Origin of the sequence: Streptomyces erythrochromogenes (genome assembly GCF_040684695.1) — a bacterium.
Taxonomy (GTDB): Bacteria; Actinomycetota; Actinomycetes; order Streptomycetales; family Streptomycetaceae; genus Streptomyces; species Streptomyces erythrochromogenes_C.
Genome location: NZ_JBFBGM010000022.1, coordinates 17839 through 44097, shown reverse-complemented (window position 1 = coordinate 44097; position 26259 = coordinate 17839). Strand labels below are relative to the sequence as shown.

Below are 26259 nucleotides of genomic sequence, written 5' to 3'. Positions count from 1 at the left end.
GCACTGCTGATCTCTTGCGGGGGCCGGTCCACCGGCCCCCGCACCTTTGGACGAAGGGCCTACCACGCCGTGACGCAGCCGTTCCGACTGCCGGATTTCTACGTGCCGTATCCGGCACGACTCAACCCCCACCTGGAGGAGGCGCGGGTCCACACCAAGCAGTGGGCGCGCGACTTCGCGATGCTGGAGGGTTCCGGCGTCTGGGAGGAGAGCGACCTCGACTCGCACGACTACGCCCTGCTCTGCTCCTACACCCACCCCGACTGCGACGCCGAGGCGCTGTCGCTGGTCACCGACTGGTACGTGTGGGTCTTCTTCTTCGACGACCACTTCCTGGAGACCTTCAAGCGCTCCCAGGACCGCGCCGGCGCCAAGGCGTACCTCGACCGGCTCGCCGCCTTCATGCCGATGGACCTGGCCGACGGCTTCCCCGAGCCGACCAACCCGGTGGAGGCGGGCCTCGCCGACCTGTGGCGGCGAACCGTTCCCGCGATGTCCGCGGACTGGCGGGAACGGTTCTCCTTGTCCACGAAGAACCTCCTCGACGAGTCGATGTGGGAGCTCGCCAACATCGACATCGGCCGCGTGGCCAATCCCCTCGAATACATCGAGATGCGCCGCAAGGTGGGCGGCGCCCCCTGGTCGGCCGGCCTCGTCGAGTACGTCGCCGCCGAGGTCCCGGCGCGCGTCGCGCACTCCCGCCCGCTCGGCGTGCTGCGGGACTCCTTCTCGGACGCGGTCCACATCAGGAACGACCTCTTCTCCTACGAGCGCGAGGTCACCGACGAGGGCGAACTCTCCAACGCCGTCCTGGTCCTGGAGACGTTCCTCGGCTGCACCACCCAGGAGGCCGCCGAGGTCTCCAACGACCTGCTCACCTCCCGGCTGCAGCAGTTCGAGCAGACCGCCCTGCACGAACTCCCTCAGCTGTGCGCCGACCTCGCACTCGAACCGGCGGAGATCGCGGCCGTCCTCGCCTACACCAAGGGCCTCCAGGACTGGCAGTCCGGGGGCCACGAGTGGCACATGGTCTCCAGCCGGTACATGAACAAGGAGGCCCGGGCGACCTCCCCGGTCACCCTGCCGTTCATGCCGTCCGGGCTCGGCACCAGCGCCCTCGACCTGAGGTCCGTCTTCAACCGGCGCTCGATGGAGCTGCGCCGCCGCTCCTTCACCCACACCCCCTTCGAACGCACCGGGCCGTCCGTGATCCCCGAGATCTACATGCCCCACGCGCTCTCCCTGAGTCCCCATCTGGCACACGCGCGCGAGGAATCGGTGGCCTGGGCCCGCCGGACGGGCCTGCTGGATCCGCAGCCGGGCGATCCCGGTTCGGCGATCTGGACCGAGGACAAGCTGCGCGGCTACGACTTCGCGGTCTGCTCGGCCGGACTCGACCCGGACGCCACCCCCGACGAACTCGCGCTCAACGCCTGCTGGCTGACCTGGGGCACGTACGCGGACGACTACTACCCGGTGGTGTTCGGGCAGACCAAGGATCTGGCGGCGGCCAAGGCGACCACGGCCCGGCTGATCGCCATGCTCCCCGTCGACGCCGGCGAACCCGTCGACCCCGCCGAGGGCACCCGGCACGCCGATCGCCCGCAGCCCGCGACCGCGCTGGAACGCGGGCTCGCCGACCTCTGGGCGCACACCACCGCCGGCATGGCGGTGCGGCAGCGCACCGAGTTCCGGGCGACGCTGGTGGACATGCTGGAGAGCTGGCTGTGGGAGGTGGACAACACCGTCCAGAACCGGATCCCGGACCCGGTCGACTACGCGGAGATGCGCCGGCGCACCTTCGGCAGCAATCTCACGATGTACCTGTGCCGCCTCGGCCACCAGGGCCGGGGCATTCCCGAGGAGATCTACGCCTCGGGGACCGTCCGCTCACTGGAGAACGCCGTCGCGGACGCGGCCTGCCTGATCAACGACGTCTACTCCTACCAGAAGGAGGTGGAGTTCGAGGGCGAGGTCCACAACCACATCCTGGTGACGCGGAACTTCTTCGACATCGGCTACCCCGAGGCCCTGCACATCTGCCACGCCCTGATGACGCAGCGCACCGAGGAGTTCGAGCACATCGTGGCGACACAATTGCCCTTGCTCTACGACGACTTCAAGCTCGACGCCGGGGCCCGGGCGGCCATGGACGCGTACGTGCAAGAGCTCCGGGACTGGCACGCCGGCGTCCTCAACTGGCACGCGACGGTGCGCCGTTACCGCCCCGAGGACCTGAGCCGGCCGGGCGGCGGCAGCCTGGCCGGCGCGGTCCTCGGTTCCGGCTTCGGCATGGCCGCGGCACGGCTCTCCCTGCCCGTGTGAGTCCGGTCCGGCGGCGGGGGCGGTCCGCGCCCTCCCCCGCCGCCGGCACCTCAGAACTCGTCGCTCGTGTGCGGCAGCACGGGGGTGCGCAGGGCGTCGTCCAGTGCCGCGGCGGCCCCGGGCGTGTGTTCCTGGACCAGCCCGGCCGCGACCAGCTCGGTGACCCTGGTCCCGCCCAGGTAGCAGGCGGCGAGCTCGCGCACGTCGAGGGCCAGGTCGGCGGGGCCGTCCGCATGGCCGTACGTCGCCCCGTGCGGCCCGGCCTTGAGCCGGAAGCGCCCGGCGTTGTCGGGAAGCCGCGCGTCGTGCACCTCCAGCACCAGTTCCACGGGCGCGGCCCAGGACCGTGCGGTCAGCGCCGCGCGTACGTCGAGCAGGCGCAGCCAGAGCGCCGGGAACTGGGCGGTGACCCGTACCTGGTCCCGGTCGGCGGCAAAGTGCAGCAGCGGGTCGTCGGCGGGGCGGCCCCACGCGGAGACCTTGCCGGTGAGGTCGAGGGCGGCCACGCACTCCCAGAGGGCGGCGGCCGCCGCCGGGGTGTCCGCCTCCAGCTCGTCGACCCGGACGAGGCCCGGGGTGCGGGCGGCGCCGCCGTCGTCCTCCGGCTTGGTGCGGTAGATGACGTACCCGGCGATGGGCTCGCCCGGGTCGCCGAGGACGATGATCCGGGGCGGGCTCAGCTCCTCGTCCTCCTCGTCCTGTTCGGTGAGCCACTCGTCGCGCCAGCGCTCGGGGCTGCGGTCGGGGCGGCCGGCCCGGCCGGCGCGGGCGGCCTCGTGGAAGGGGCCGATCACGTCGACGGCGTCCTCCGGATCGACCAGCCGCAGCGGGCGCCGGTCCGGGTCGATGCGCAGGGCCAGTGGCCGGGTGGAGTCGATCTCGACGGTGGCTCCAGTGGTGGCGCCGCCGTAGCCGAAGCGCCCGTAGATCGCGGCCTCGGAGGCCCAGAGGGCGGCGATCGGGCTGCCGGAGTCGGCGGCGCGCCGCATCATCCGCGTCATCAGCCCGGTGAGCACGCCGCGGCGCCGGTGGGTCGGTGCGACGCAGACGAAGGTGAGCCCCGGGCAGGGCAGGTCCGCCCCGGGCACCGAGAGCCGGAAGTCGTGCGCGGCCATGAAGCCGACCAGGACGTCCCCGACGTAGGCGCCGATCCGGTCGCAGCGCGCGAGCAGCGCGTGGTGCCGCTCGCGGACCTCTTTCTCGGGCCGGTCGTGGAAGACCAGGTAGGCGAGCTCCAGGGCGCGGTCGATGTCGGCCTCGGGTACCTCACGGATGTCCACCATGATCGCGAGACTAATCGGTCATCGAGGACCAGTCATCCCATATTCGCTTGATCTGCGGGTTCGGCCGATTCCAGCCCCTTCGTCCGCCGGCCGGGGGCGCCTGCGACGACCGGCTCGGGCAGGCCAGGACCGGACCGGACAGGGCCGTACACAGGACCGAACCCGGACCGGACAGACCCGGACCGGGCAGGACCGGAGGAACGCCGAAAGGGCGCGACCCCGCGGGGGTGCGCCCTTTTCTCACCTTCCGCCGTCACTCCTTCAAGCGACGGAGCCGATCCTGTCGATCACCGTGTGCGTGACGTCCGGGTGGATCGGGATGTGCGCGCCGGTCAGGGCCGCGCCGCTGCCGCCGCGGCGGTTCGCGACGATCTCGGCGGCGATGGACAGCGCGGTCTCCTCCGGGGAGCGGGCGCCGAGGTCCAGGCCGATCGGGGAGCGCAGCCGGGCCAGCTCCAGCTCGGTGACGCCGACGTCGCGCAGCCGCTTGTTGCGGTCCTCGTGGGTGCGGCGGGAGCCCATGGCGCCGACGTAGGCGACGGGCAGCCTGAGGGCCAGCTCCAGGAGCGGGACGTCGAACTTGGCGTCGTGGGTCAGGACGCACAGGACGGTCCGGCCGTCCACGTCGGTCCTCTCCAGGTAGCGGTGCGGCCAGTCCACGACGATCTCGTCGGCCTCGGGGAAACGGTTCTTCGTCGCGAAGACGGGCCGCGCGTCGCAGACGGTCACCCGGTAGCCGAGGAACTTGCCGATCCGCACGAGCGCCGAGGCGAAGTCGATGGCGCCGAAGACGATCATCCGCGGCGGCGGGACGCTGGACTCGACGAGCACCTTCAGCGGCTCTCCGCAGAGCCTGCCGTCGGCGCCGATCTCCAGCACGCCGGTACGGCCGGCGTCCAGCATGGCGCGGGCCTCCTCGGCGACGGTGCGGTCCAGCTCGGGGTGTCCGCCCAGGCCGCCTTCGAAGGGCCCCTCCGTACGGACGAGCACGGCGCGGCCCATCAGCTCGGCCGGTCCCTCGGCGATCCGGGCCAGCGCGGCGGCCTCACCGCGCGAGGCGGCGGCCAGCGCGGCCTCGAACACCGCACGTGCGGGCGAGCCCACGGGGACCGGGGTGACGAGGATGTCGATGATCCCGCCGCAGGTCAGACCTACTGCGAAGGCGTCGTCGTCGCTGTAGCCGAAGCGCTCCTGTACGGTCTCGCCGTCCTCCAGCGCCTGCCGGCACAGCTCGTAGACCGCGCCCTCCACGCATCCGCCGGAGACCGAGCCGATGGCCGTGCCCTCGCTGTCGACGGCGAGGGCCGCACCAGGCTGCCGGGGTGCGCTGCCGCCCACCGCCACGACCGTGGCGACGGCGAAGTCACGTCCCTGCCGTACCCACCGGTTCAGCTCTTCGGCGATGTCCAGCATGTGCGGCCTCCTCGGAGGATTCGGTTCCAGTATCGGGTACGGGGGGTGCGGTTCCGCTGCGGACCGGCCGGTCCGGGCCTCGCGACCCGGACCGGCCGTGCGCGGGGTCAGCCGACCCCGAGCCAGCCCTCGATCGGGTGCAGGGCGAAGAAGACCACGAAGATCCCCGACAGCGCCCACATGAAGCCGCCGATCTCCCGGGCCTTGCCCTGAGCGATCTTGATGGCGACGTAGGAGAGCACACCGGCGGCGACGCCGGCCGTGATCGAGTACGTGAACGGCATGATCACGACGGTCAGGAAGACCGGGATCGCCGTCGCGCTGTCGGCCCAGTCCACGTGGCGGGCGTTCTGCATCATCATCGCGCCGATGACCACCAGGGCCGCGGAGGCGACCTCACCCGGGACGATCTGCGTGATCGGGGTGAAGAAGAGGCAGGCCGCGAAGAACAGGCCGGTCACGACGGAGGCGAGACCCGTGCGGGCGCCCTCGCCGACGCCGGTCGCCGACTCGACGAACACGGTCTGGCCGGAGCCGCCCGCGACACCGCCGATGGCACCGCCGGCGCCGTCGATGAAGAGCGCCTTCGACAGGCCCGGCATGCGGCCCTTGTCGTCGGCCAGCTTGGCCTCGGTGCCGACACCGATGATGGTGGCCATCGCGTCGAAGAAGCCGGCCAGCACCAGGGTGAAGACGATCATGCCGACCGTCATGTAGCCGACGTCGCCCCAGCCGCCGAACGAGACGTCGCCGAAGAGCGAGAAGTCGGGCATCGAGACCGCGGAGCCGGTGAGCTCCGGCGGGCCGCTGTTCCAGGCCTTGGGGTCGATGTTCGCGACGGCGTTCACGATGGCCGCGACGACGGTGCCGCCGACGATGCCGATCAGGATCGCGCCGCGGATCTTGCGGGCCTGCAGCATGAAGATCGAGAGCAGGGTGAGGCAGAAGATCAGGACCGGCCAGCCGGCGAGCTCACCGACGGAGCCGAGCTGGAGCGGGGGCCCCTGCTCGGGACCGCGGCCGACGAAGCCGGCCTTCACGAGACCGATCAGGGCGACGAACATGCCGATGCCCATGGTGATCGCGTGCTTGAGCGCGAGGGGGATCGCGTTCATGATCATCTCTCGGAGGCCGGTGACGACCAGGAGACAGATCACGACACCGTAGACCACGCACATGCCCATGGCCTGCGGCCAGGTCATCTGCGGGGCCACCTGCGAGGCGAGCACACCGGAAACGGAGAGTCCGGCGGCCAGGGCCAGCGGGACCTTGCCGACGAAGCCCATGAGGAGCGTCGTGACGGCTGCCGCGAACGCCGTGGCGGTGATGATGGCCGAGGCCTCCATCGAGGTGCCGGCGACGTCCTTGCCCGAGAGCAGCAGCGGGTTGAGCAGGAGGATGTACGCCATGGCCATGAAGGTCGTGATACCGCCACGGACCTCGTTGCCGACGTTGGATCCTCTATGGGTTATGTGAAAGTAGCGGTCGAGCCAAGAACTGCCCGCCGGAGTGGGGGAGCCGTCTCCGGCTTCCTCTGCGGTGGTCTTGGACTCCACTGACGACTGGGTCATGGTGCCTAACTCCCAAGGTTCAAAGGGGCACCCGCTTGGGGATTGGAGATTGCGGGATTTGGGATGGTGCGTTTGGCTGCACGACCCGGGGTGACGGCCCGAGGCGACGCGAATGTTCACTGCGTGTACTGCGGGTAGTGCGGGGTGACCGCTGGTACTACATGGGGGTTTTCGCAGGGGTACTGCCGGCTGAAGGGGACCGCGAGCGGTGCGGTGCTTCGTGTGTACTCCGGGCGGTGCGGCGGTGAAGTGTGACGTTCCCGAGTCACACCGCCCGGAGAGTCCGAGGGGTCCGGGGGCCTCGCGGCCCCCGGACCGGGTCCGTCCTAGAGGGTCCCGGTGAGGGCTTCCGGACGGATCGGGGTCTTGTTGAGCTCCAGCCCGGTCGCCTGCCGGATCGCCGCGAGGACGGCCGGGGTGGACGACAGGGTCGGTGCCTCGCCCAGACCGCGAAGGCCGTACGGCGCGTTCGGGTCGGCGAGCTCCAGGACGTCGACCGGGATGGTCGGGGTGTCGAGGATGGTCGGGATCAGGTAGTCCGTGAAGGAGGGGTTGCGCACCTTCGCGGTCTTCGGGTCCACGATGATCTCCTCCATGACCGCCACGCCGAGGCCCTGGGTGGTACCACCCTGGATCTGGCCGACCACGGAGAGCATGTTGAGGGCCTTGCCCACGTCCTGGGCGGTCGCCAGCTCGACGACCTTGACCAGGCCGAGCTCGGTGTCCACCTCGACGACCGCGCGGTGCGCGGCGAAGGTGTACTGGACGTGGCCGTCGCCCTGGCCGGTCTTCAGGTCGAAGGCGACCGTCGGACGGTGGCGGAACTCCAGCTCCAGGTCGATCGCCTCGTTCTCGAGGATGTCGGCGATGTCCGCGAGGACCTCGCCGCCGTCGGTGACGACCTTGCCGGCCTCCAGGAGGAGCTCGGCGTGGGCCCAGGCCGGGTGGTAGGAGCCGTTCTTGCGGCGGCCCATCTCCAGCAGCGCCTCGCGGACGTGCTCACAGGTGTTCTTCACCGCACCACCGGTCATGTACGTCTGCCGGGAGGCGGACGTGGAACCGGCGGAGCCGACCTGCGTGTCGGCCGGGTGGATGGTCACCTGCGTGACGCCCAGCTCGGTACGGGCGATCTGTGCGTGGACGGTGACACCGCCCTGGCCGACCTCCGCCATGGCCGTGTGGACCATCGCGACGGCCTCGCCGTTGATGACCTCCAGGCGCACGCGGGCGGTGGAGTAGTCGTCGAAGCCCTCGGAGAAGCCGACGTTCTTGATGCCGACCGCGTAGCCGACGCCGCGCACGACGCCCTCGCCGTGGGTGGTGTTCGACAGACCGCCCGGCAGCGCCCGGACGTCCGCGCCCTCGCCGGCCGTCTCCCACTGGCGCTCCGGCGGCAGCGGGCGGGCCTTGACCCGGCGCAGCAGCTCGGCGACCGGCGCCGGGGAGTCCACGACCTGGCCGGTGGGCATGATCGTGCCCATCTCCATGGCGTTCAGCTGGCGGAACTCGACCGGGTCCATGCCCAGCTTCGCCGCGAGCTTGTCCATCTGGGCCTCGTACGCGAAGCAGGCCTGGACGGCGCCGAAGCCGCGCATGGCGCCGCAGGGCGGGTTGTTCGTGTAGAGCGCGATCGCCTCGATGTCGACGTCGTCGATGACGTACGGGCCGACGGAGAGGGAGGAGGCGTTGCCGACGACGGCCGGGGAGGCCGAGGCGTAGGCGCCGCCGTCGAGCACGATCTTGCACTTCATGTGCGTGATCTTGCCGTCCTTGGTGGCGCCGTGCTCGTACCAGAGCTTCGCCGGGTGGCGGTGCACGTGGCCGAAGAAGGACTCGAAGCGGTTGTAGACGATCTTGACCGGCTTGTTGGTCGCGAGGGCCAGCAGGCAGGCGTGGATCTGCATCGAGATGTCCTCGCGGCCGCCGAAGGCACCGCCGACGCCGGAGAGCGTCATGCGCACCTTCTCCGGCGGCAGGCCCAGGACCGGGGCGATCTGCTGGAGGTCCGAGTGCAGCCACTGGGTGGCGACGTAGAGGTCGACGCCGCCGTCCTCGGAGGGCACGGCCAGACCGGACTCCGGGCCGAGGAAGGCCTGGTCCTGCATGCCGAAGGTGTACTCGCCCTCGACGATGACGTCGGCGCGCTTGCGGGCCTCCTCCACGTTGCCGCGGATGATCGGCTGGCGGTGCACGATGTTCGGGTGCGGGACGTGACCGGAGTGGTGGTCGTCGCGGCCCTCGTGGATCAGCGGCGCGTCGGCGGCCAGGGCGGAGGCCTCGTCCGTGACGAGCGGCAGCTCCCGGTAGTCGATCTTGATCTTGGCGGCCGCGCGGCGGGCGGTCTCCGGGTGGTCGGCGGCCACGAGGGCCACCGGCTCGCCGTGGTGGCGTACCCGGCCGTTGGCCAGGACCGGGGTGTCCTGGATCTCCAGGCCGTAGTTCTTCATCTCGGCCGGCAGGTCGTCGTACGTCAGGACCGAGTAGACGCCCGGCATGGCCAGGGCCTCGGAGATGTCGATGGACGCGATCTCGGCGTGGGCGACGGTGCTGCGCAGGGTCTGGCCCCACAGCATGTCCTCGTGCCACATGTCCGAGGAGTACGCGAACTCGCCGGTGACCTTGAGGGTGCCGTCCGGGCGGAGCGTGGACTCGCCGATGCCACCCTTGGTGTGCTTCTGGGTGACGTTCGTCGGCGTGCCGACGGTGCGGGTGTTCTGGGCCATGGTCAGACCGCCTCTCCCTGACGGGCGGCCGCGAGGCGGACCGCGTCGAGGATCTTCTCGTAGCCCGTGCAGCGGCACAGGTTGCCGGAGAGGGCCTCACGGATGTCCTGGTCGGACGGGTCCGCGTTGCGCTCCAGGAGCTCGTCGGCCTGGACCAGCAGACCCGGGGTGCAGAATCCGCACTGGACGGCGCCGGCGTCGATGAACGCCTGCTGGATGTTGGAGAGCTCGATGCCCTCACCGGTCTGCGAGTCGCCGGGCTTGGCGGCCCACTTCTTCGCCTCGTCGGTGGACACGCCCTTGCTGCCGCAGCCGCCGCCGGCGCCGGTGCCGCAGGCACCGCCGTGGCCGTGCTGCTCGCGCTGCTTGGCGAAGTCGGCCAGGCCCTCGACGGTCACGACCTCGCGGCCCTCGACCTGGCCGGCGGCCACCAGACAGGAACAGACCGGCACGCCGTCGAGGCGGACCGTGCAGGAACCGCACTCGCCCTGCTCGCAGGCGTTCTTGGAGCCGGGCAGGCCCAGGCGCTCACGCAGCACGTAGAGGAGGGACTCGCCCTCCCAGACGTCGTCGGCTTCCTGCTGACGACCGTTGACGGTGAAATTGACGCGCATGATTACGCAGCCCCTTCAAGCGAGCGGCCGTTCGTGCCGCGGTACTGCTCCCAGGTCCAGACGAGCTGGCGGCGAGCGAGGATGCCAACCGCGTGACGGCGGTACTTCGCCGTGCCACGGACGTCGTCGATCGGGTTGCACGCGCCGGAGGCGAGCTCACCGAACTGCTTGGCGATCGACGGGGTGATGACCTTGCCGTTGTCCCAGAAGCCGCCCTCTTCGAGCGCGGCGTTCAGGAACTCCTCGGCGGCCTTGGCCCGGATCGGGGTCGGGGCGGCGGAGGCGATGCCCGTACGCACGGTGCGGGTGTCGGGGTGCAGGGCGAGGCCGAAGCCGCACACCGCGATGACCATCGCGTTGCGGGTGCCGACCTTGGAGTACTGCTGGGGGCCCGTGGCGTTCTTCAGGTGGACCGACTTGATGAGCTCGTCGGCGGCCAGCGCGTTGCGCTTCACACCGGTGTAGAACTCGTCGATCGGGATCATGCGCGAGCCGCGTACGGACTCGACCTCGACCTCGCAGCCCGCGGCCAGCAGGGCGGGGTGGGAGTCACCGGCGGGCGAGGCGCAACCGAGGTTGCCGCCGACACCGCCGCGGTTGCGGATCTGGGGGGACGCGACCGTGTGCGAGGCGAGCGCGAGACCCGGCAGGGTGGTCCGCAGGTTCTCCATGATCTGGGTGTACGGGACGGAGGCGCCGAGCTTGGTGACCTCCTCGCCTACCTCCCACTCCCGCAGCAGCTCGATGCGGTTGAGGTCGAGGAGGTACTCCGGACGGCGGTGGTCGAAGTTGATCTCGACCATGATGTCGGTGCCACCCGCAATCGGCACAGCTGTGGGGTACTCGGCCTTAGCGGCGAGCGCCTCCTCCCAGCTGGCGGGGCGAAGGAAGTCCATGTCGGCTCTCTTCTTCTTAATCGGGTCGTTCACTTCAAGCCAGGAGGCCCAATGGCCCTCGACTGGTCGTTCACGTGCTGTTAACGCGGTGTGGACTCAGTACACAAGCCGCGCGTCCCCCGGGTGCAGTCACCGAAACCATGAAGGAGTTGGCTGACGGCCTCCCTCGTCTTGTAGATTCGTATGAAAGGCAGGATGCGACGACCTGCCCGATTTCCAACGGCAACATTCGAGACAGATCGGCGGCGACATCATGCGGCTGCGCGCACTGCTGGAGACCGAGGCGCTGGGGCTGCGGCTGCTCGGCGGCGAGGACGAACTCGACCGTACGGTCCGCGGGGTCATGACGACCGACCTGCGCGATCCCAGCCGGTACCTGTCCGGGGGCGAACTCGTCCTCACTGGCCTGGCATGGAGACGAAATTCAGCCGACTCCGAGCCATTCGTACGAATCCTCGCGAGCGCCGGCGTCGCGGGGCTCGCGGCGGGCGAGGCGGAGCTGGGCGACATCCCCGACGATCTCGTCTCGGCCTGCGTGCGCAACCGCCTGCCGCTGTTCGCCGTGAACGAGGACGTTGCATTCGCCACGATCACCGAGTACGTCGTACGGCAGGTCTCGGGCGAGCGCGCCGGGGACCTGGCGGCCGTCGTGGACCGGCACCGCCGCCTGATGACCTCGGGTCCGGCGGGGGGCGGCCCCGACGTGGTGCTGGATCTCCTCACCACCGACCTCGACCTCCGGGCCTGGGTGCTGTCCCCCACCGGCCGGCAGATCGCCGGAGCGGGCGAGCCGCTGGCGCCGGGCATCTGCGCAGCGCTGGCGGGCGAGCACCTCGCGGCGGTCCGGACGGGCCGCAGGGGGCCGCACCGGATCTCCATCCAGGGTATTACCTACTCGCTCTTCCCGATCAGGGGACACGGCCGCGGCGCGGCGGGTCCGGCCGCGCGCGACGTGCGCGAGACCGTGCTGTCCGACTGGCTGCTGGCCGTCGAGGCGGACGCCGGCGACTGGCCGGCCGAGCGCCTGGACCTGCTCCAGGGCGTCACCCAGCTGATCGCCGTGGAGCGCGACCGGCGCGACGCCGCCCGCACCGTGCGCCGCCGCCTCGCCCAGGAGGTCCTGGAGCTGGTCCAGACGGGCGCCGCACCCGCCGAGATCGCCGCCCGCCTGCGGGTCGCGGCCCCGGTGCTGCTGCCCGGGCTGGGCGCCGCCCCGCACTGGCAGGTCGTCGTGGCCCGGGTGGACTGGGACAGCGGGGACATCCCCGGCGGCCCGGTCGCCCAGTCGCTGCTGGAGGAGATCCTCGTCGATCCGTCCGTCTCGGGCCCGGAGCCGTCCGACCGGATCGCGGTGGCCCACGCGGGTGACGAGGCCATCGCGCTGGTGCCGCTGCCCTCGCTGTCCGGCGACGCCGGCGAGGACAAGGGCCCGGACTCGGCCCTGCACGCCGACGAGCTGCTGGCGACCGTACGGGAACCGCTGGCGGCCGGCCTGGCCGACGACGGCCGGCTCACGCTGGGCGTCAGCGCCGCCGTCCACTCCGCCGAAGGGCTGCGCGGGGCGCTGGAGGAGGCCCGGCACGCCCGCCGGGTCGCCGCCGCCCGGCCCGGCCGGGTCTGCGCCGCGGGCCACCACGAGCTCGCCTCGCACGTGCTGCTGCTGCCGTTCGTCCCGGACGACGTGCGCCGCGCCTTCACCGCCCGGCTGCTGGACCCGCTGCGGGACTACGACCGGCGCCACCGGGCGGAGCTCATCCCGACCCTGGAGGCGTTCCTGGACTGCGACGGCTCCTGGACCCGCTGCGCGACCCGGTTGCACCTGCACGTCAACACGCTGCGCTACCGGGTCGGGCGAATCGAGCAGTTGACGGCTCGGGACCTCTCCCGGCTGGAGGACAAGCTCGATTTCTTCCTGGCACTGCGCATGAGCTGAGGAGATCCTCTCCGCCGGCGGCCACGGGGTGGCCGGCGGCGCTGATGATCCGTCCGGACTTTGTGAAAGAGTTCACCCGACCCCTTGGCCGGAGCCCGCGATCCGTGCTCTCATTTCGCCCCAGGGCTCAACCATGTGCTGCTTGATTGCTTTCGGGGAGGGCAATGTGGCGGATACCGCCATGTCGGGTGCCGGATCCACCGGGGGAGACGACCCCCTCCAGCGGGCGATATGGCGGCTGCGCTCGCGCGGCTGTTGGACCGACGCGGCGGCCCTGCTGACGCCTCACGTCGGCAAGGCCGGCCAGGCGGCCGCCGCCGTGCAGCGCACCGCGCTGCTGGTCGAGCGGTGCCTGTTCACGGGCCAGGGCTGGTCCGAGGCCGAGGACGCGCTGCGGGTCGCCGAGGCGGTCGCCCAGGACGACGACGACCGGGGCGCGGCCGCCTGCGAGCGGGGCCAGCTGGCCTACGCCGCGACCGTGCTGGGCGTGCGCGACCGGGCCGACGAGGCCCGCTCCGCGCTGGGCCGGGCCGCGGCCCTGCTGTCACCGGGCTCCCGGACCCGTCCGCTGCTGGACTTCCGCCGCGGCCTGGTCGCCGAGCACCTCGCGGACGCCCCGCAGTCCGCCCGGCCCGCCTACCGCCGCGCCCATGCCGGGGCGGAGGCGCACGGGGACACCCTGCTGCTGTCGTTCACGTTCCGGCACCTGGCCGCGCTGGCCCTGCGGGACGGCGAGGTGGCCGAGGCCCGCAAGGGGTTCGCGGAGTCGCTGCGGATCCGGGAGGACCTGGGCTTCCTGATCGGCACCGCCCCGGCGCTGGCGGCGCTGGCCGAGGCCGAGCCGGAACCGGAGGCCACCCGGCTGCGTGCGGAGGCCCGTCGGCTCTTCCACCTCCTGGGCGGCATCCCCACCTGGCTGGCGGACCAGCTCCACCCGGCACCTGCGGTGTAGCCCGGCCGACCGTACGGCGCCGCCCGTCCGGCGTCCGAGGCCCGCCCGGGTTCGGGCGGGCCCGGGGCCGGGCGGGCCCGGGCCCTGGAGCCGCCGGGCTCCCCGCAGGGGTCAGGCGCCGGCGAAGTGCTCGCGGACCAGGGCTTCGACCACGGACAGGTCGCGGGCGATCAGGGCCTCCAGCAGGGCCGAGTGCTCGGCCGCGTCGGCGACGAGATCGGCCCGCCGCACCCGCGGGGCGCCCGGCAGGGGCCACTGGGAGCGGCGGTGGAGTTCCTCCGCCACCTGGACCAGCTGCTCGTTGCCGGCCAGCCGGAGCACCGCCCGGTGGAAGGCCCGGTCCGCCTCCGCGTAGCCCGGCAGATCGCCGGCGGCGGCGGCCTCGGCCGTGGCGGCGGCGGCCGGGCGCAGGGTCTGCCAGGTGGTCTCCGGCACCGTGCGGGCCAGTCGCAGCATGACGGGGACTTCGAGCAGCGCCCGGACCTCGGCCAGCTCGGCGAGCTCGCGCGGGGTGCGGGTCAGGACGCGGAAGCCCCGGTTCGGGAGGCATTCCACCGCTCCCTCCGCGGCCAGCTGCTGCATCGCCTCGCGCACGGGGGTCGCGGAGACCCCGAAGCGCTCCCCCAGTGCCGGGCCGGAGTAGATCTCCCCGGGCACGAGTTCGCCGTCGACCAGTGCCGCGCGCAGGGCGTCGAGGACCTGCCCGCGCACCGAATGGCGCATGACCTTCCGCTGTTGTTCCGGTACCCGGGCGTGGGCCGTTTCGTGCACTCGGTCCTCCTCCTCCGGGTCTCGACCTGTCCCGAGAATAGGTGACGCGCTGCGTGACGGGTGGGTGCGGATCGTTCCGAATCAGGTAAGGTAAGGCTTACCTGTTAACGATCGTGTGATCGGTGGTCCGCCATGCCCGTCTCGACCCTCCCGGCGCTCGCCCCCGCCCCGCCCGGCTCCGCGGTGGCGGAAGCGTACGCCCGGCTGGCCGACGTCTACGCCGGACTGCGGGTCGTCGAGCGGGCCGCGCACGAACCCTCCCCTCGCGGTGTGGGGTGGGTCGGCGCGGACGAGCTGGCGGCCGGCGGGGCCGCCCTGGACGCCTTCCTCGCCTGGGACAACGCCCAGGTCCTGAGGGACTACGGCACCCAGGGGCGGCCCGACGTGATCGCGAGCTTCGGCCTGCACCGGTACGCGTGGCCCGCCTGCCTGCTCATCACGCTCCCGTGGTTCCTCCACCGGCGGGTCCCCCGCCTCCCGGTCTCCGAGGTGGCCTACCACCGGACCCAGGGCCGGATGTCCGTGCACGTCGAGAGCTTCGCGTGCCTGCCGGACGACCCGGCGGCCGGTCTCCCCGGGGCCCGGGTCGTGCCCGACGAGGAGGCGCTGCGCGAGGAGGTGCGGGCTGCGGTGGCCCAGCACCTCGAACCCGTGCTGAAAGGTTTTGGCCCGCGCATGCGGCGCGGCCGCCGCGCCTTGTGGGGCATGGTGACGGACGAGGTCGTCGAGAGCCTCTGGTACGTGGGCGAGCTGCTCGGCGAGGAGCAGCGGACGATGGCCGAGCTGGAGGCGCTGCTGCCGGGCTCGACGGCCCCGTACACCGGGGGCGCCGGGTTCCGTACGCTCTCCGGCCCCGACGGCCGCGAACTCCCCACCCGGGACCGGGCCAGCTGCTGCTTCTTCTACACGATCCGGCCCGAGGACACCTGCGTCACCTGCCCCCGCACCTGCGACGCGGACCGCGTCACCCGCCTCACGGCAGAGGCCGCCTGACCCCTCGGCCCCGCCCCGGACCGCCGCCCGATCCGGGGGACGGCCGCCAAGCCACCCGTAGAGGTGGCCTCAATCGAACACAACTCCACTGATACGGGAGTCAGTTCGAGTTACAACACCCTATCCGGCGGGCCCCGCCCCCCGATGGCGTCCACTTGCCCCGAAACCCGCGTGCACGGTGCACCACCTGCGTCACTATGGCGCCCGGAAAACCGCACAGCCGCATACGCGAGGCAAGGGACATCCGCATGAGACTGACCGACATATCGCTGGACTGGCTGCTGCCCGGCAGTCTGCTGATCCTGGGCGTACTTGCGGCGGTTGCGGTACTGGCACGTGGCAGGCGCGAGAGCGAGAAGGCCGCGGCCGAGGACAGCTGGGAGCGCAGCGAGGAGCGGCGGCGGCGCAAGGAGGCCGTCTACGGAACGGCCTCCTACGTCCTGCTCTTCTGCTGCGCGGCGGTGGCCGCCGCGCTCTCCTTCCACGGGCTGGTCGGCTTCGGCCGGCAGAACCTCAACCTCTCCGGAGGCTGGGAGTACCTGGTCCCCTTCGGCCTCGACGGCGCCGCCATGTTCTGCTCGGTGCTCGCCGTCCGCGAGGCCAGCCACGGTGACGCGGCCCTCGGTTCGCGCATGCTGGTGTGGCTGTTCGCGGGGGCGGCCGCCTGGTTCAACTGGGTGCACGCCCCGCGCGGTCTGGGGCACGACGGCGCTCCGCAGTTCTTCGCGGGGATGTCGCTCTCGGCGGCCGTCCTCTTCGACCGCGCCCTCAAGCAGACCCGCCGGGCGGCGCTGCGCGAACAGGGCCTGATCCCGCGGCCGTTGCCGCAGATCCGGATGGTCCGCTGGCTGCGGGCCCCCCGGGAGACCTTCGGCGCGTGGTCCCTCATGCTGCTGGAGGGGGTGCGCACCCTCGACGAGGCCGTGGACGAGGTGCGCGAGGACAAGAAGGAGCGGGAGGCGGACCGGCACCGCAGGCGCGACCAGAACCGGCTCGACCGGGCGCGCATCAAGGCGCTGGGCCGGCAGAACCGGGCGTTCGGGCGGTCCCGCGGCCGCCAGGTCGAGCTCCCGGAGCTGACGCAGGGAGCGGGCTCCGCGCCGGTCGGCGCGGAGCCGGCCATACCGGAAACGGGACAGCTGCCGCTACGCCTCCGGCCCTCCCTGCAGGCCGTCAACCCCATCGAATCCACTGACGTGACCGGCACCCGAACGGTGGACCTCACCGCCGAGGACGACACCCAGACCATTCCCCGGCTGGACTCGCTGGAGCGCAAACTGAAGGACCTGGAGCAGCAGTTCGGCTGACAGGTTCGACTCAGGGGACACCCCGCAGGGCCCGCCCGTTCAGGCGGGCCCTGCGGCGTACGGGGCCTCGCGGCGCCCGTCGAGCTCGAACCACACCACCTTGCCGCCGCCCAGGGCGAGCGCGTCCACGCCCCACTCGTCGGCCAGCGCCTCCACCAGCACCAGTCCCCGGCCGTGCGTACCGTCGTCGGCGGTCGGTACGTACGGCCGGGGCCGGCGTGCGGCGTGGTCGCGGACCTCCACCCGTAACCGTGCGGCCGTGAGGCTCGCGGACACCTCGGCGCCCCGGTCGGTGTGGACGAGGGCGTTCGTGACGAGCTCCGTGATCAGCAGTTCGGCCACGTCCGTGGCATCGGTCGCGCACCGGTGGCGCATCAGCTCCCTGAGGGCCCGGCGGACCTCCCCCACCGCCTTCAGGTCCGCGCGGCGCACGCTCCGGGTGATGCGCAGCGAGTCGGCCGCTCCCCCGTCCTCTGCAGTGGACGGTTCGCGCGGTACCGGCGCCCCTCTTCTCCACAGCTTCCCCGTCTTCGCCCCCACCCGCACGGCGGTGTCCCTCCCGTGTCCGTTGCTCTCGAACAGGCCTACGGGATGCATGCCCTCCGGGGGGATCCGCACTCCTGCGGGCTTACGGGCGGGGCACGTTGCGGAGGTTGGATCGAGCCATCTGGATCATGCGCCCCACCCCTCCGTCGAGCACGATCTTGCTGGCCGACAGTGCGAATCCGGTCACCATTTCGGCGCTGATCCTCGGAGGAATCGACAGGGCGTTGGGGTCGGTCACCACGTCCACCAGAGCGGGTCCCCGGTGCCGGAAGGCGTCCTTCAAAGCGCCGGTGAGCTGCTTGGGCTTCTCCACGCGCACCCCGTAGGCGCCCGCCGCGCGGGCGATCGCGGCGAAGTCCGGGTTCGTGTTCCGGGTCCCGTAGGAGGGAAGGCCGGAAACCAGCATCTCCAACTCGACCATTCCGAGGGATGAGTTGTTGAAGAGCACCACTTTGACGGGGAGGTCGTACTGCACCAGGGTGAGGAAATCTCCCATCAGCATGGAGAAACCACCGTCACCGGACATCGACACCACTTGACGGCCGGGATCGGTGAACTGAGCGCCGATGGCCTGCGGGAGGGCGTTGGCCATCGAGCCGTGGCTGAAGGATCCGATGATGCGCCGCTTGCCGTTCGGGGAAAGATAGCGTGCCGCCCACACATTGCACATGCCCGTGTCGACGGTGAACACCGCGTCCTCGTCGGCCAGTTCGTCGAGCACCGAGGCCACGTACTCGGGATGGATCGGGGTGTGCTTCTCGACCTTGCGGGTGTAGGCCTTCACCACCCCCTCCAGGGCGTCCGCGTGCTTCTTCAGCATCCGGTCCAGGAAGCGGCGGTCCGTCTTGGCCTTCACCCGGGCGTTCAGGGCGCGCACGGTCTCCCGTACGTCTCCCCACACGGCGAGGTCCAGCTGGGAGCGGCGTCCGAGGTGTTCGGGGCGGATGTCCACCTGGACGATCTTCACGTCGTCGGGCAGGAAGGCGTTGTACGGGAAGTCCGTGCCGAGCAGGATCAGCAGGTCGCACTCGTGGGTGGCCTCGTAGGCCGCGCCGTAGCCGAGCAGCCCGCTCATGCCGACGTCGTAGGGATTGTCGTACTGGATCCACTCCTTGCCGCGCAGGGCGTGCCCGACGGGTGCCTTCACCCGGCCGGCGAACTCCATCACCTCCGCGTGCGCCCCGGCGGTGCCGCTGCCGCAGAAGAGCGTGATCCGGTCCGCCTCGTCGACCAGCCGGACCAGTTTCTCGATCTCGCCGTCGCCGGGCCGCACGGTGGGCCGGGCGGTGACGAGGGCGTGCTCCACCGCCTTTTCGGGTGCCGGCCGGGCGGCGACGTCCCCGGGCAGCGCGACCACGCTGACGCCGCTGCGGCCGATGGCGTGCTGTACGGCGCTCTGGAGCAGCCGGGGCATCTGCTGCGGGTTGGAGATCAGCTCGCTGTAGTGGCTGCACTCGCGGAACAGCTGGTCGGGGTGGGTCTCCTGGAAGTAGCCCAGGCCGATCTCGCCGGAGGGGATGTGCGAGGCCAGCGCGAGGACCGGGGCCATCGAGCGCTGGGCGTCGTACAGGCCGTTGATCAGGTGCAGGTTCCCGGGGCCGCAGGAGCCCGCGCAGGCGGCGAGGCGGCCGGTGATCTGGGCCTCGGCGCCCGCCGCGAAGGCCGCGGTCTCCTCGTGGCGGACCTGGATCCACTCGATGCCGTCCGTCCGGCGGATCGCGTCCACCACCGGATTGAGGCTGTCGCCGACCACTCCGTACATCCGCCGCACGCCGGCGCGCACGAGGATGTCGACGAACTGCTCCGCCACGTTCTGCTTGGCCATGCCTCCCATCCAGCCATGCCCGCGCCGGTTACGCCTCCCAGACGGCGGCGGCCGTGCGGTCGTCGGCGTACCCCTTGAGGCGGAGCTGGATGTCCGCGAGGAACGCGGCGAGGCCGGGCGGCTCCGGCTCGGCCCAGCGGGCGGCGAGCTCCTCCCGGAGGGCGGCCTCCTCCCGCACGGGCTCCGCCAGGCCGCCCGTGCACAGCAGCAGGGTGTCCCCCGGTCTGCCCACGGAGGCCCGGAACCGGAAGACGCTGCCGGGCTCGCCCACGGCGTCGGCCCGCTCGGCGGCGTCGGCCGCGGGGGCCGGCCCGGGTGCAGCGGGGCCGGTGGGCTCCAGGTCCTGCCATTGACCCGAACGGAGCCGGAACAGCCCGCCCGCGCCGGATCCGAAGCACACCCGGGTACGGCATTCGGGGTCCACCGGGAGCAGCAGTCCGCGCAGTCCCGCCGTGTACTCCTCCTCCGCGAGCCCCAGCTCGGCGGCGCGGGCCCGCAGCCGTCCGTAGCCGCGGTCGGTGAGCCGCTGGAGGCCGGAGCGCAGGGCGTCGCGGCGCCCGGCCCGGATGTCGTCGGCGAGCCTGCCCTGGCTGCGGCCGACGGCCGCGGCGACCGTGCGGCACAGTTCGGCGGCGGCCTCGGCGGCGCCGGGCGCGGCCCGGTCCCCGCCGGCGAGGGCCACCAGGACCAGGGCGTCGTCGCCGCTGCCGAAGCGGGCGGTGAGCAGGAAGTCCCGGCGGTTCTCGCCGCGGTAGCGGGCCGAGTCGCCGCGCAGGGAGGCGGCCCGGAGGGTGTGGGCTCCGTAGCGGGCGCCCTCCAGGACGGTGTCCGGGACGAGGGCGTCGAGGGCGGCCGGGTCCGCGGGCGGGAGCGGGCCCGGTTCGGCGGCGTAGGTGGGGGCGCGGTCACCGAGGTGGCGTACCTCGGGCCGCTGCTGCGGCGCCGCGTCCGCGGGGGCGGGCGGGCCGGCCGGTGGGTGTTCCGGTGCGGGCGGGGGCGAGGGCGCGGGCTGCGGCACCTCCTCGGTGCGGTCCTGCGGACGCGGCCCGTGGGCCGGCCGGACGGGCAGTTCCCGGCCGGGCGCCGGCGGCACCTCGACGCCCCCGAGGGCGTAGCCGGTGGCGCCGCCGGTCCGCGGGTCGCGCGGCTGGGCGCCGTGCCAGGGCGGAGCCGGGGGCGGCGGCGGCCCGTACCGCTCGCCGGGCGGGGCGGTCGGCGCAGGCGCGTGCGGTGGCGCGGCGGGCGCGCCGGAAGCGGTCCCCTGCGCGGGCGGCGGTGAGAGCGGCCCGAACCCCGGTCCGGTCGTGGCCCCTTGCGCGGCCGGCGCCGCCGGCGGTGGCCCGGCCGTGTCACCCGGGAGGGGCGCCCGTGCGGGCGGCGGGCCGTACGCCCCGCCGGGCAACGGCACCTGCACCGCGGGCTGGTCGAGCGCGAGCCCCGGCGGCTGCGGCGGAACGCCGGGCGGAGCCTCCGGCGCCGCGGGCGGCCCGGCCGGCGGCGCGGGCGGCCCGGCCGGCGGCGCGGGCGGCCCGGCCGGCGGCGCGGGCGGCCCGGCCAATGCGTCACCAGCCGTCGTCGGGGCAGGCGTCGGCGGCGGAACGCTCCGGTCGCCCGCCGGGGCCCACTCCCCGGCGGGTGGCACGGCCGGCGGCGCGGGCGGTGCGTCACCGGCCGTGGGCGGAGCAGGCTGCGGGGCATACGCCCCGCCGGGGGGCGCGGGCAGCGCGTCGGGGGCCGGGCGCGGCGCGGGGACGGGCCCCGCCACCGGGGGCAGGGCGGGCTCCGGGCGAACCGGGTCCGCCCGCGGCGGCCGCGCGGGCAGGCTGGTGTCCGGCTCCGGGCGGGGTGCCGGCAGCGGCCCGCGTCCCGACCCGGGGGCGGCCTCCGGTACCGGGTCCGGCGGTGCCCCGGCCGGGTCGGCCGTGACGCCGGCCGCCGACCGGAACCGGTTGTCGAGGGTGTCCCCCGGGTCGGGTGCCGGTCCCGCTTCGGGATCCTCGTAGAGCTTCTGCCACCAGTCGTCCGCGCCCTGCTGACTCATGCCCTCATTCTCGGCCTCCGGTGGGGGCCGAAAACGCCGAATGCGCGAAAAGGGTCCACCGGGCCGCCGCCCGGTGGACCCCTTCCGTCCTGCCCGTACGGATCAGCGGACGTCGTACGCCCGCGCGACCGTCTGGGTGACCGACGCGCCCTTCGCGTCGGTGAGTTCGACCCTGAGCGAGACCGGCTTGCCGGAGGCCCCGGCGTGGTCGACGACCGCCGTCCACATGCCGCCGCGCTCGGTGACCTTCGCCTGCGTCCAGTGCTCGCCGTCGTAGGAGTAGGCCAGCGCGGCCGACTTCAGCGCGCCGGGCGCGTAGCCCGCGTGGCCGGTGACGCCCAGCCCGATCGTCAGGCCGTTCGCCGCCGGGACGGTCTTCATGCCGTCCATCGGGGCCGCGTACCGCGGGAAGAGGACCGGCAGGCCCTGCGAGTACGCCGCCGCGTCGAGCTTCGAGGTGAAGCCCCAGGTCGTGGTGACCGAGGTGGACCGCTGCCAGGTGCGCGCGGGCGGCCCGATCTTCTCGATGGACTGGGTCAGTTCGTAGCGGCCCTCCTCGGCCGGGACCTCGAACACCCCGAACGGGTACCAGCTCTCCCCCACGTCCTCTCCGTCGCGCCGGAGCCGGAGGTTGCCGATGTCCCCGAAGGATCCGGGCTGCGCGGCGTGCGCGCTGTCGCCCCACATGGCGGGCGCGAAGCCGATCAGGTTGCCCTGGCGTTCGGCGGCGAGGGCCTCCTTGCCGGCGAGGTCGCGGGGGGCGACCGGGCCGGTCACTCCGTCGTACCAGGCGGCCCTGGTCCGGGCGCCCTTGGCGTAGGTGCGCTGCTCGCCCGTCATGAACTCGCCCCAGGGGAAGCTGCTGGAGAGCAGCTGGTCCCAGGCGGTGTCTCCCGCGGAGTAGAACTCGGTCCGTGTGCCGGGCGTCGCGACGGTCTCGATCCCGCCGAAGTACACGGCGCTGCCGATGGGCCGGTAGGCGCCCGCCATGTCGACGAAGTCGGCGGCCACGCCCATGGAGTTGTAGGTGGACTCGACCTGGCCGAGGTCGCGGTCGCGGACCCGGTGGGTACGGCTGCCCTTGATCTCGCCCGTCTCGGGGAAGGCGAGGGAGTAGACGTACGGGCTCTTCGCCGTGGCCTTCCAGGACAGGGTGACCTTGCCGGCGGCGAGCCTGGCCAGGAGCGCCTCGGCCTCGGCGGCCTCGATGGTCATCGTGGGCAGCGAGCCGCCCGCGTAGCCGGTGAAGGCGGTCCAGCGGCCCGGTGCCTCGCGGTGGACGAGGACGGCCTTGGCGCCCGCGGCCTTCGCGTTCTGCGCGACCTCGTGGAGGGCTCCGTCCACGGCCTTCACCAGGACGACGGCGCCCTCGGCGCCGGCCGCGGCGAGTTCCGCGGGCGTGCCGGAGCCTGCGTCGACGAGCGGGGCGCCGCCGGTGCCGTCGAGGTTGTCGCTGCCGGTGGAGGCGGTGATCGGGTGCAGGACCGGTCCGCCGGCGGCCTTCAGCTCGGAGACCAGCGGGGCGGCCGCCCGCCAGTAGCCGGTGAACTCGAAGTCGCCGTCCTTCGCGCGGCCTTCGACGGAGGCGTAGAAGCCGCGGATGGTGCGGCCGCCCATGGCGGTCCCGGCGTGCAGCCAGGTGTCGTCCCAGCTGCGGGCGAAGCCGAGGGTGGTGTTGCGGGCCTCGACGGGCCGGTCGGCCTCGATGGTCAGGCGCCCTGCCCTGCGGGCGTCGAGCACGATCGTCGTGTCCTTCTTCACCTCGGTCTGGGGGCGGCCGAGGTAGGTGAGGGAGTCGATCAGTTCCGCGCCCTCGCCGGCGTCGGGGGTGGCGACGAAGGCGGACAGGAAGTAGGCGCCGGGGCGGACCCGGTAGACCTGGTCGGCGGCCCCGTCGTTGAACCGGCGCTCGCCGGAGGCGTCGTCGGTGCCGATGACGTCCAGCGAGGAGGGTCCGGTGGCGGGCCGGCCGGCCCGGTCGAGGAGCTTGACCCGCAGGGTCACCGTCTCGGGCTCGACGTAGAGGGAGAAGGGGGTGGAGAGGTGTACGCCGTCGGCCGTGGCGACGACGCGGCCGGTGACGTCCCCGTACTGGGAGCGCTCCAGCTTGGCGGCCGGGTCGAGGGCGAGGGGCACCGTGACGGTGGCGCCGGCCGGAACGGTCACGGTGCGCCGGTCGAGCCGGGCGACCTGGCTGCGGACGGCGGAGCCGTCGTTGCCGGTGACCTTCTCGACGGCGAGGTGCAGGGTGACGGGGGTCTTGCCGGGGTTGGTGTACGGGACCTGGACGCTGGTGCGGTCGCTGCGGTCCTGCGGCCAGTGGTACGTGCCGCCCTGGACGGCGGGCGCGCCGGTGACGGTGGTGTCGAGGGCGGCCTTGACGTCGAGGCGGCCGGCGCCGGTCTCCCGTACGTCCCCGGGGACCTTGGTGTTCGCGGAGCCGACGAGGGCGGCCTTGATCTGCTGTCCGGTCCAGTCGGGGTGGCGCTGCTTGACGATGGCGGCGGCGCCGGCGACGTGCGGGGTGGCCATGGAGGTCCCGGACATGGCCTGGTAGGCGTACACCCCGCGGCCGCCGGCCGCGGCGGCGGAGATGCCGACGCCGGGTGCGGAGATCTCGGGCTTGAGGGTGTGCTGCGGACCGGCGGGTCCGCGGCTGGAGAAGGGGGCCGTGGTGTCGTCGCGGTCGACGGCGCCGACGGTGAGCACGCTCGGGGAGCAACCGGGCGAGGAGACCGTGTTGTTGCCGGGGCCGGAGTTGCCGGCGGCGACGACGAAGAGCGGGCCCTGCCGGGAGAGCCGTTCGGCGGCCGCGGCGAGGGGGTCGTCGCAGGCGGTCCGCGAGGGGTCGCCGAGGCTCATGGAGACCACGTCGGCCTGGGCGGCGGCGGCCCACTCCATGCCGGCGATGATCCACGAGTCGAGGCCGTAGCCCTGGTCGTTGAGTACTTTGCCGCTGAGCAGTTCCGCGCCGGGAGCGACGCCCTTCTTGGCGCCGCCGCTCTCGGCTCCCGAGCCGCCGACGGTGGAGAGGGTGTGGGTGCCGTGGCCCTGCCGGTCGGTGTCGGTGTCGGAGTCGGTGAAGTTCAGCGACGCGGAGACCCGGCCCTTGAGGTCGGGGTGTTCCAGGTCGGTGCCGGTGTCGAGGACGGCGACCTTGGTGCCCTTGCCGTCGTATCCGGCGGCCCAGGCGGCGGTCGCGGCGACCTGGCGCGTCGAACGCTCCAGGTTCGCCCGGACCCTGCCGTCCAGCCACAGCTTCTCCAGACCGCCCGCGGCCGTACGCGCGGTGGAGCCCGTACCCATGGCGTCGGCCCAGAAGGCCGTCGCCTGCTCCTTGTCCGCGGAGAGGGCGACGGCGCCGATGGAGCCGAGGACGCGGGAGCGGTCGGCGCCGCGGGGTGCGGGCGGCGCGGCGCGCGCCACGTTCACGGATCCGTCGTAGACCGCGATGAGCGGCAGCTTCTTGGTGTGGGCGTCGTCGTAGCCCTGCCGGACGAGACCGGTGACGTTGAAGAGTTCGTGGTCGACGCGGCCCGCGGCGAGGGCCGCGACCGCCGCCTGCGGGTACACGTACAGGTCCTGGCCCGACTGCCGGGTCTGCACGAGCGGCTGGGAGCCGTCCCCGCGCGGCATCGCGGTCGCGGCGGTGCGGCCGGACGGGTCGGTGGACACCAGGATCCGGTCACCGGTGACGAGGGTCACGGTGACGGGTGCGGTGGGCTGCTTTCCGGCCGCCTGGCTCCCGACGAGTGGTCTCTTTCCCGCTCCGGGCGCTCCGTCGGCCGGCTGCGCCGTCGACGGGCCGACGGCGGTGGCGGCGAGGACGGCCGCTGTGGCCGCCCCGATCACCGTGCGCGATATCGGGCGCATCGCTCTCCCCAGGTGAATTCCGGCCAACTGCTGCATTGCACGCCAAAGATGCCGCGCAAATGGCTTCTGGCCGGCGGATGTTGGTGCTGCGGTGGCGCAACCTTGGCAGAGGGGCGGGGGGTGCGGCGATGATGTCGGCGGCGGGTTTGCGCCGTGGCCGCTTCCCGCCAGGAGCCGTGTCGAAAGGTGGTGGACGGGTTGCTGGGTGCGATAGGCCTGGACGAGGGCCAGGAGTCCGCGTACCGCGCGCTGGTGGCGCTGGGCGCGGCCGAGGTCCCCGACCTCGCGCACCGGCTGACCCTGCCGGTGCCGCAGACCGAACGGGCCCTGCGCCACCTGGAGCGGCACGGGCTGGCGGCGCAGTCCTCGGCCCGGCCGGGGCGCTGGGTGGCCGCCCCGCCGGGGGTCGCGCTCGGGGCCCTGCTGACGCAGCAGCGGCACGAGCTGGAACAGGCGGAGCTGGCGGCGGCGCTGCTGGCGGAGGAGTACCGGGCGGAGGCGTCCGAGCCGGCGGTGCACGACCTCGTGGAGGTGGTGCAGGGCGCGAGCGCGGTGGCGCACCGCTTCCACCAGCTCCAGCTGGGTGCGGAGAAGGAGGTGTGCGCGCTGGTCAGCGGCCGCCCCCAGGTGGTGACGGGAACGGACAACGAGGCGGAGGACCGGGCCTCGGTGCGCGGGGTCGACTACCGGGTGGTGATCGAGCGGGAGGTGCTGACCCTGCCGAGCGGGATCCGGGAGGCGTCCACGGCCCTGGCCCGGGGCGAGCAGGTCCGGGTGACGGCGGAGGTCCCGACGAAGCTGGTGATCGCGGACCGGACCCTCGCCATGGTCCCGCTGACGGCGCGCGGTGCGGAGCCGGCGGCGCTGGTGGTGCACGCGTCGGGGCTGCTGGAGTCCCTGACGGGCCTGTTCGAGGCGGTGTGGCGGGAGTCGCTGCCGTTGCGGCTGGGGGCGGCCGGTTCGCCGGAGGAGTCCGAGGGCATCCCCGACGCCACGGACCTGGAGGTCCTCTCGCTGCTGCTGGCGGGCATGACGGACGCGAGCGTGGCCAAGCACCTGGAGCTCGGCCTGCGGACGGTGCAGCGCCGGGTCAAAGGGCTGATGGAGGCGGCCGGGGTGACGACCCGGCTGCAGCTGGGCTGGCACGCGTACGAACGCGGCTGGGTGGCCCGCTAGCCGACCGTCGGGCACGC

17 protein-coding genes are annotated in these 26259 nt (G+C 73.0%); 6 read left to right on the top strand and 11 right to left on the bottom strand.

Annotated elements, in window-relative coordinates; translation table 11 throughout:
• Positions 1–69: 69 nt before the first annotated feature.
• Positions 70–2325, top strand: coding sequence for a terpene synthase family protein (locus tag AB0O53_RS27625; RefSeq protein WP_365199054.1), 2256 nt, complete (start codon positions 70–72; stop codon positions 2323–2325).
• A 50-nt stretch (positions 2326–2375) separates the two neighbouring features.
• Here AB0O53_RS27625 and AB0O53_RS27620 read toward each other — a convergent pair whose 3' ends face one another.
• The 6 genes from AB0O53_RS27620 to AB0O53_RS27595 form a co-directional block, all read right to left on the bottom strand.
• Complete coding sequence (locus AB0O53_RS27620; protein WP_350992614.1) at positions 2376–3608, bottom strand: GNAT family N-acetyltransferase; 1233 nt, start codon at positions 3606–3608, stop codon at positions 2376–2378.
• Positions 3609–3869: 261 nt separating this feature from the next.
• The gene (locus AB0O53_RS27615) at positions 3870–5021 is read right to left on the bottom strand and encodes an XdhC family protein (RefSeq protein WP_350992616.1); all 1152 of its coding nucleotides are present in this window, start codon (positions 5019–5021) and stop codon (positions 3870–3872) included.
• A gap of 107 nt (positions 5022–5128) precedes the next feature.
• Complete coding sequence (locus AB0O53_RS27610) at positions 5129–6592, bottom strand: NCS2 family permease (RefSeq protein WP_350992618.1); 1464 nt, start codon at positions 6590–6592, stop codon at positions 5129–5131.
• Positions 6593–6918: 326 nt separating this feature from the next.
• Entirely contained in the window at positions 6919–9315 is a 2397-nt protein-coding gene (gene pucD / locus AB0O53_RS27605; protein ID WP_350992620.1) for a xanthine dehydrogenase subunit D, read from the bottom strand.
• Between the two features lie 2 nt (positions 9316–9317).
• On the bottom strand, positions 9318–9929 hold the full coding sequence (locus AB0O53_RS27600; RefSeq protein WP_365199049.1) for a (2Fe-2S)-binding protein: 612 nt from the start codon (positions 9927–9929) through the stop codon (positions 9318–9320).
• A gap of 2 nt (positions 9930–9931) precedes the next feature.
• Positions 9932–10825: an FAD binding domain-containing protein gene (locus AB0O53_RS27595; RefSeq protein WP_030665373.1), complete on the bottom strand. Its 894-nt coding sequence runs from the start codon at positions 10823–10825 to the stop codon at positions 9932–9934.
• A 253-nt stretch (positions 10826–11078) separates the two neighbouring features.
• Here AB0O53_RS27595 and AB0O53_RS27590 point away from each other — a divergent pair, with 253 nt between their 5' ends.
• A complete protein-coding gene (locus AB0O53_RS27590) occupies positions 11079–12758 on the top strand; it encodes a PucR family transcriptional regulator (protein ID WP_350992624.1) in 1680 nt (559 codons plus the stop codon).
• A gap of 166 nt (positions 12759–12924) precedes the next feature.
• A complete protein-coding gene (locus AB0O53_RS27585) occupies positions 12925–13710 on the top strand; it encodes a hypothetical protein (RefSeq protein ID WP_350992625.1) in 786 nt (261 codons plus the stop codon).
• A 111-nt stretch (positions 13711–13821) separates the two neighbouring features.
• Here the strand turns inward: AB0O53_RS27585 and AB0O53_RS27580 are convergent, their stop codons facing one another.
• Positions 13822–14433: a GntR family transcriptional regulator gene (locus tag AB0O53_RS27580; RefSeq protein ID WP_365199178.1), complete on the bottom strand. Its 612-nt coding sequence runs from the start codon at positions 14431–14433 to the stop codon at positions 13822–13824.
• Positions 14434–14613: 180 nt separating this feature from the next.
• Between AB0O53_RS27580 and AB0O53_RS27575 the strand changes: the two genes are divergently transcribed.
• A complete protein-coding gene (locus AB0O53_RS27575; protein ID WP_350992627.1) occupies positions 14614–15474 on the top strand; it encodes a (2Fe-2S)-binding protein in 861 nt (286 codons plus the stop codon).
• Positions 15475–15722: 248 nt separating this feature from the next.
• Positions 15723–16781 carry a DUF2637 domain-containing protein gene (locus AB0O53_RS27570; RefSeq protein WP_350992628.1) on the top strand — a complete coding sequence of 353 codons (1059 nt, stop codon included), beginning with the start codon at positions 15723–15725 and terminating at the stop codon, positions 16779–16781.
• 39 nt (positions 16782–16820) lie between these two features.
• On the opposite strand, the gene AB0O53_RS27565 is transcribed toward AB0O53_RS27570, so the two are convergent.
• The 4 genes from AB0O53_RS27565 to AB0O53_RS27550 form a co-directional block, all read right to left on the bottom strand.
• Positions 16821–17378 (bottom strand): ATP-binding protein, encoded by a 558-nt coding sequence (locus AB0O53_RS27565; protein WP_350992630.1) that lies wholly within the window; start codon positions 17376–17378, stop codon positions 16821–16823.
• A 31-nt stretch (positions 17379–17409) separates the two neighbouring features.
• Positions 17410–19152: a pyruvate dehydrogenase gene (locus AB0O53_RS27560; protein ID WP_350992631.1), complete on the bottom strand. Its 1743-nt coding sequence runs from the start codon at positions 19150–19152 to the stop codon at positions 17410–17412.
• A 28-nt stretch (positions 19153–19180) separates the two neighbouring features.
• On the bottom strand, positions 19181–21193 hold the full coding sequence (locus AB0O53_RS27555; protein WP_365199042.1) for a protein phosphatase 2C domain-containing protein: 2013 nt from the start codon (positions 21191–21193) through the stop codon (positions 19181–19183).
• A gap of 102 nt (positions 21194–21295) precedes the next feature.
• The gene (locus AB0O53_RS27550; RefSeq protein ID WP_365199039.1) at positions 21296–25066 is read right to left on the bottom strand and encodes a S8 family peptidase; all 3771 of its coding nucleotides are present in this window, start codon (positions 25064–25066) and stop codon (positions 21296–21298) included.
• 198 nt (positions 25067–25264) lie between these two features.
• Between AB0O53_RS27550 and AB0O53_RS27545 the strand changes: the two genes are divergently transcribed.
• Complete coding sequence (locus AB0O53_RS27545) at positions 25265–26242, top strand: helix-turn-helix domain-containing protein (protein ID WP_359122322.1); 978 nt, start codon at positions 25265–25267, stop codon at positions 26240–26242.
• The last annotated feature ends 17 nt before the right edge of the window (positions 26243–26259 follow it).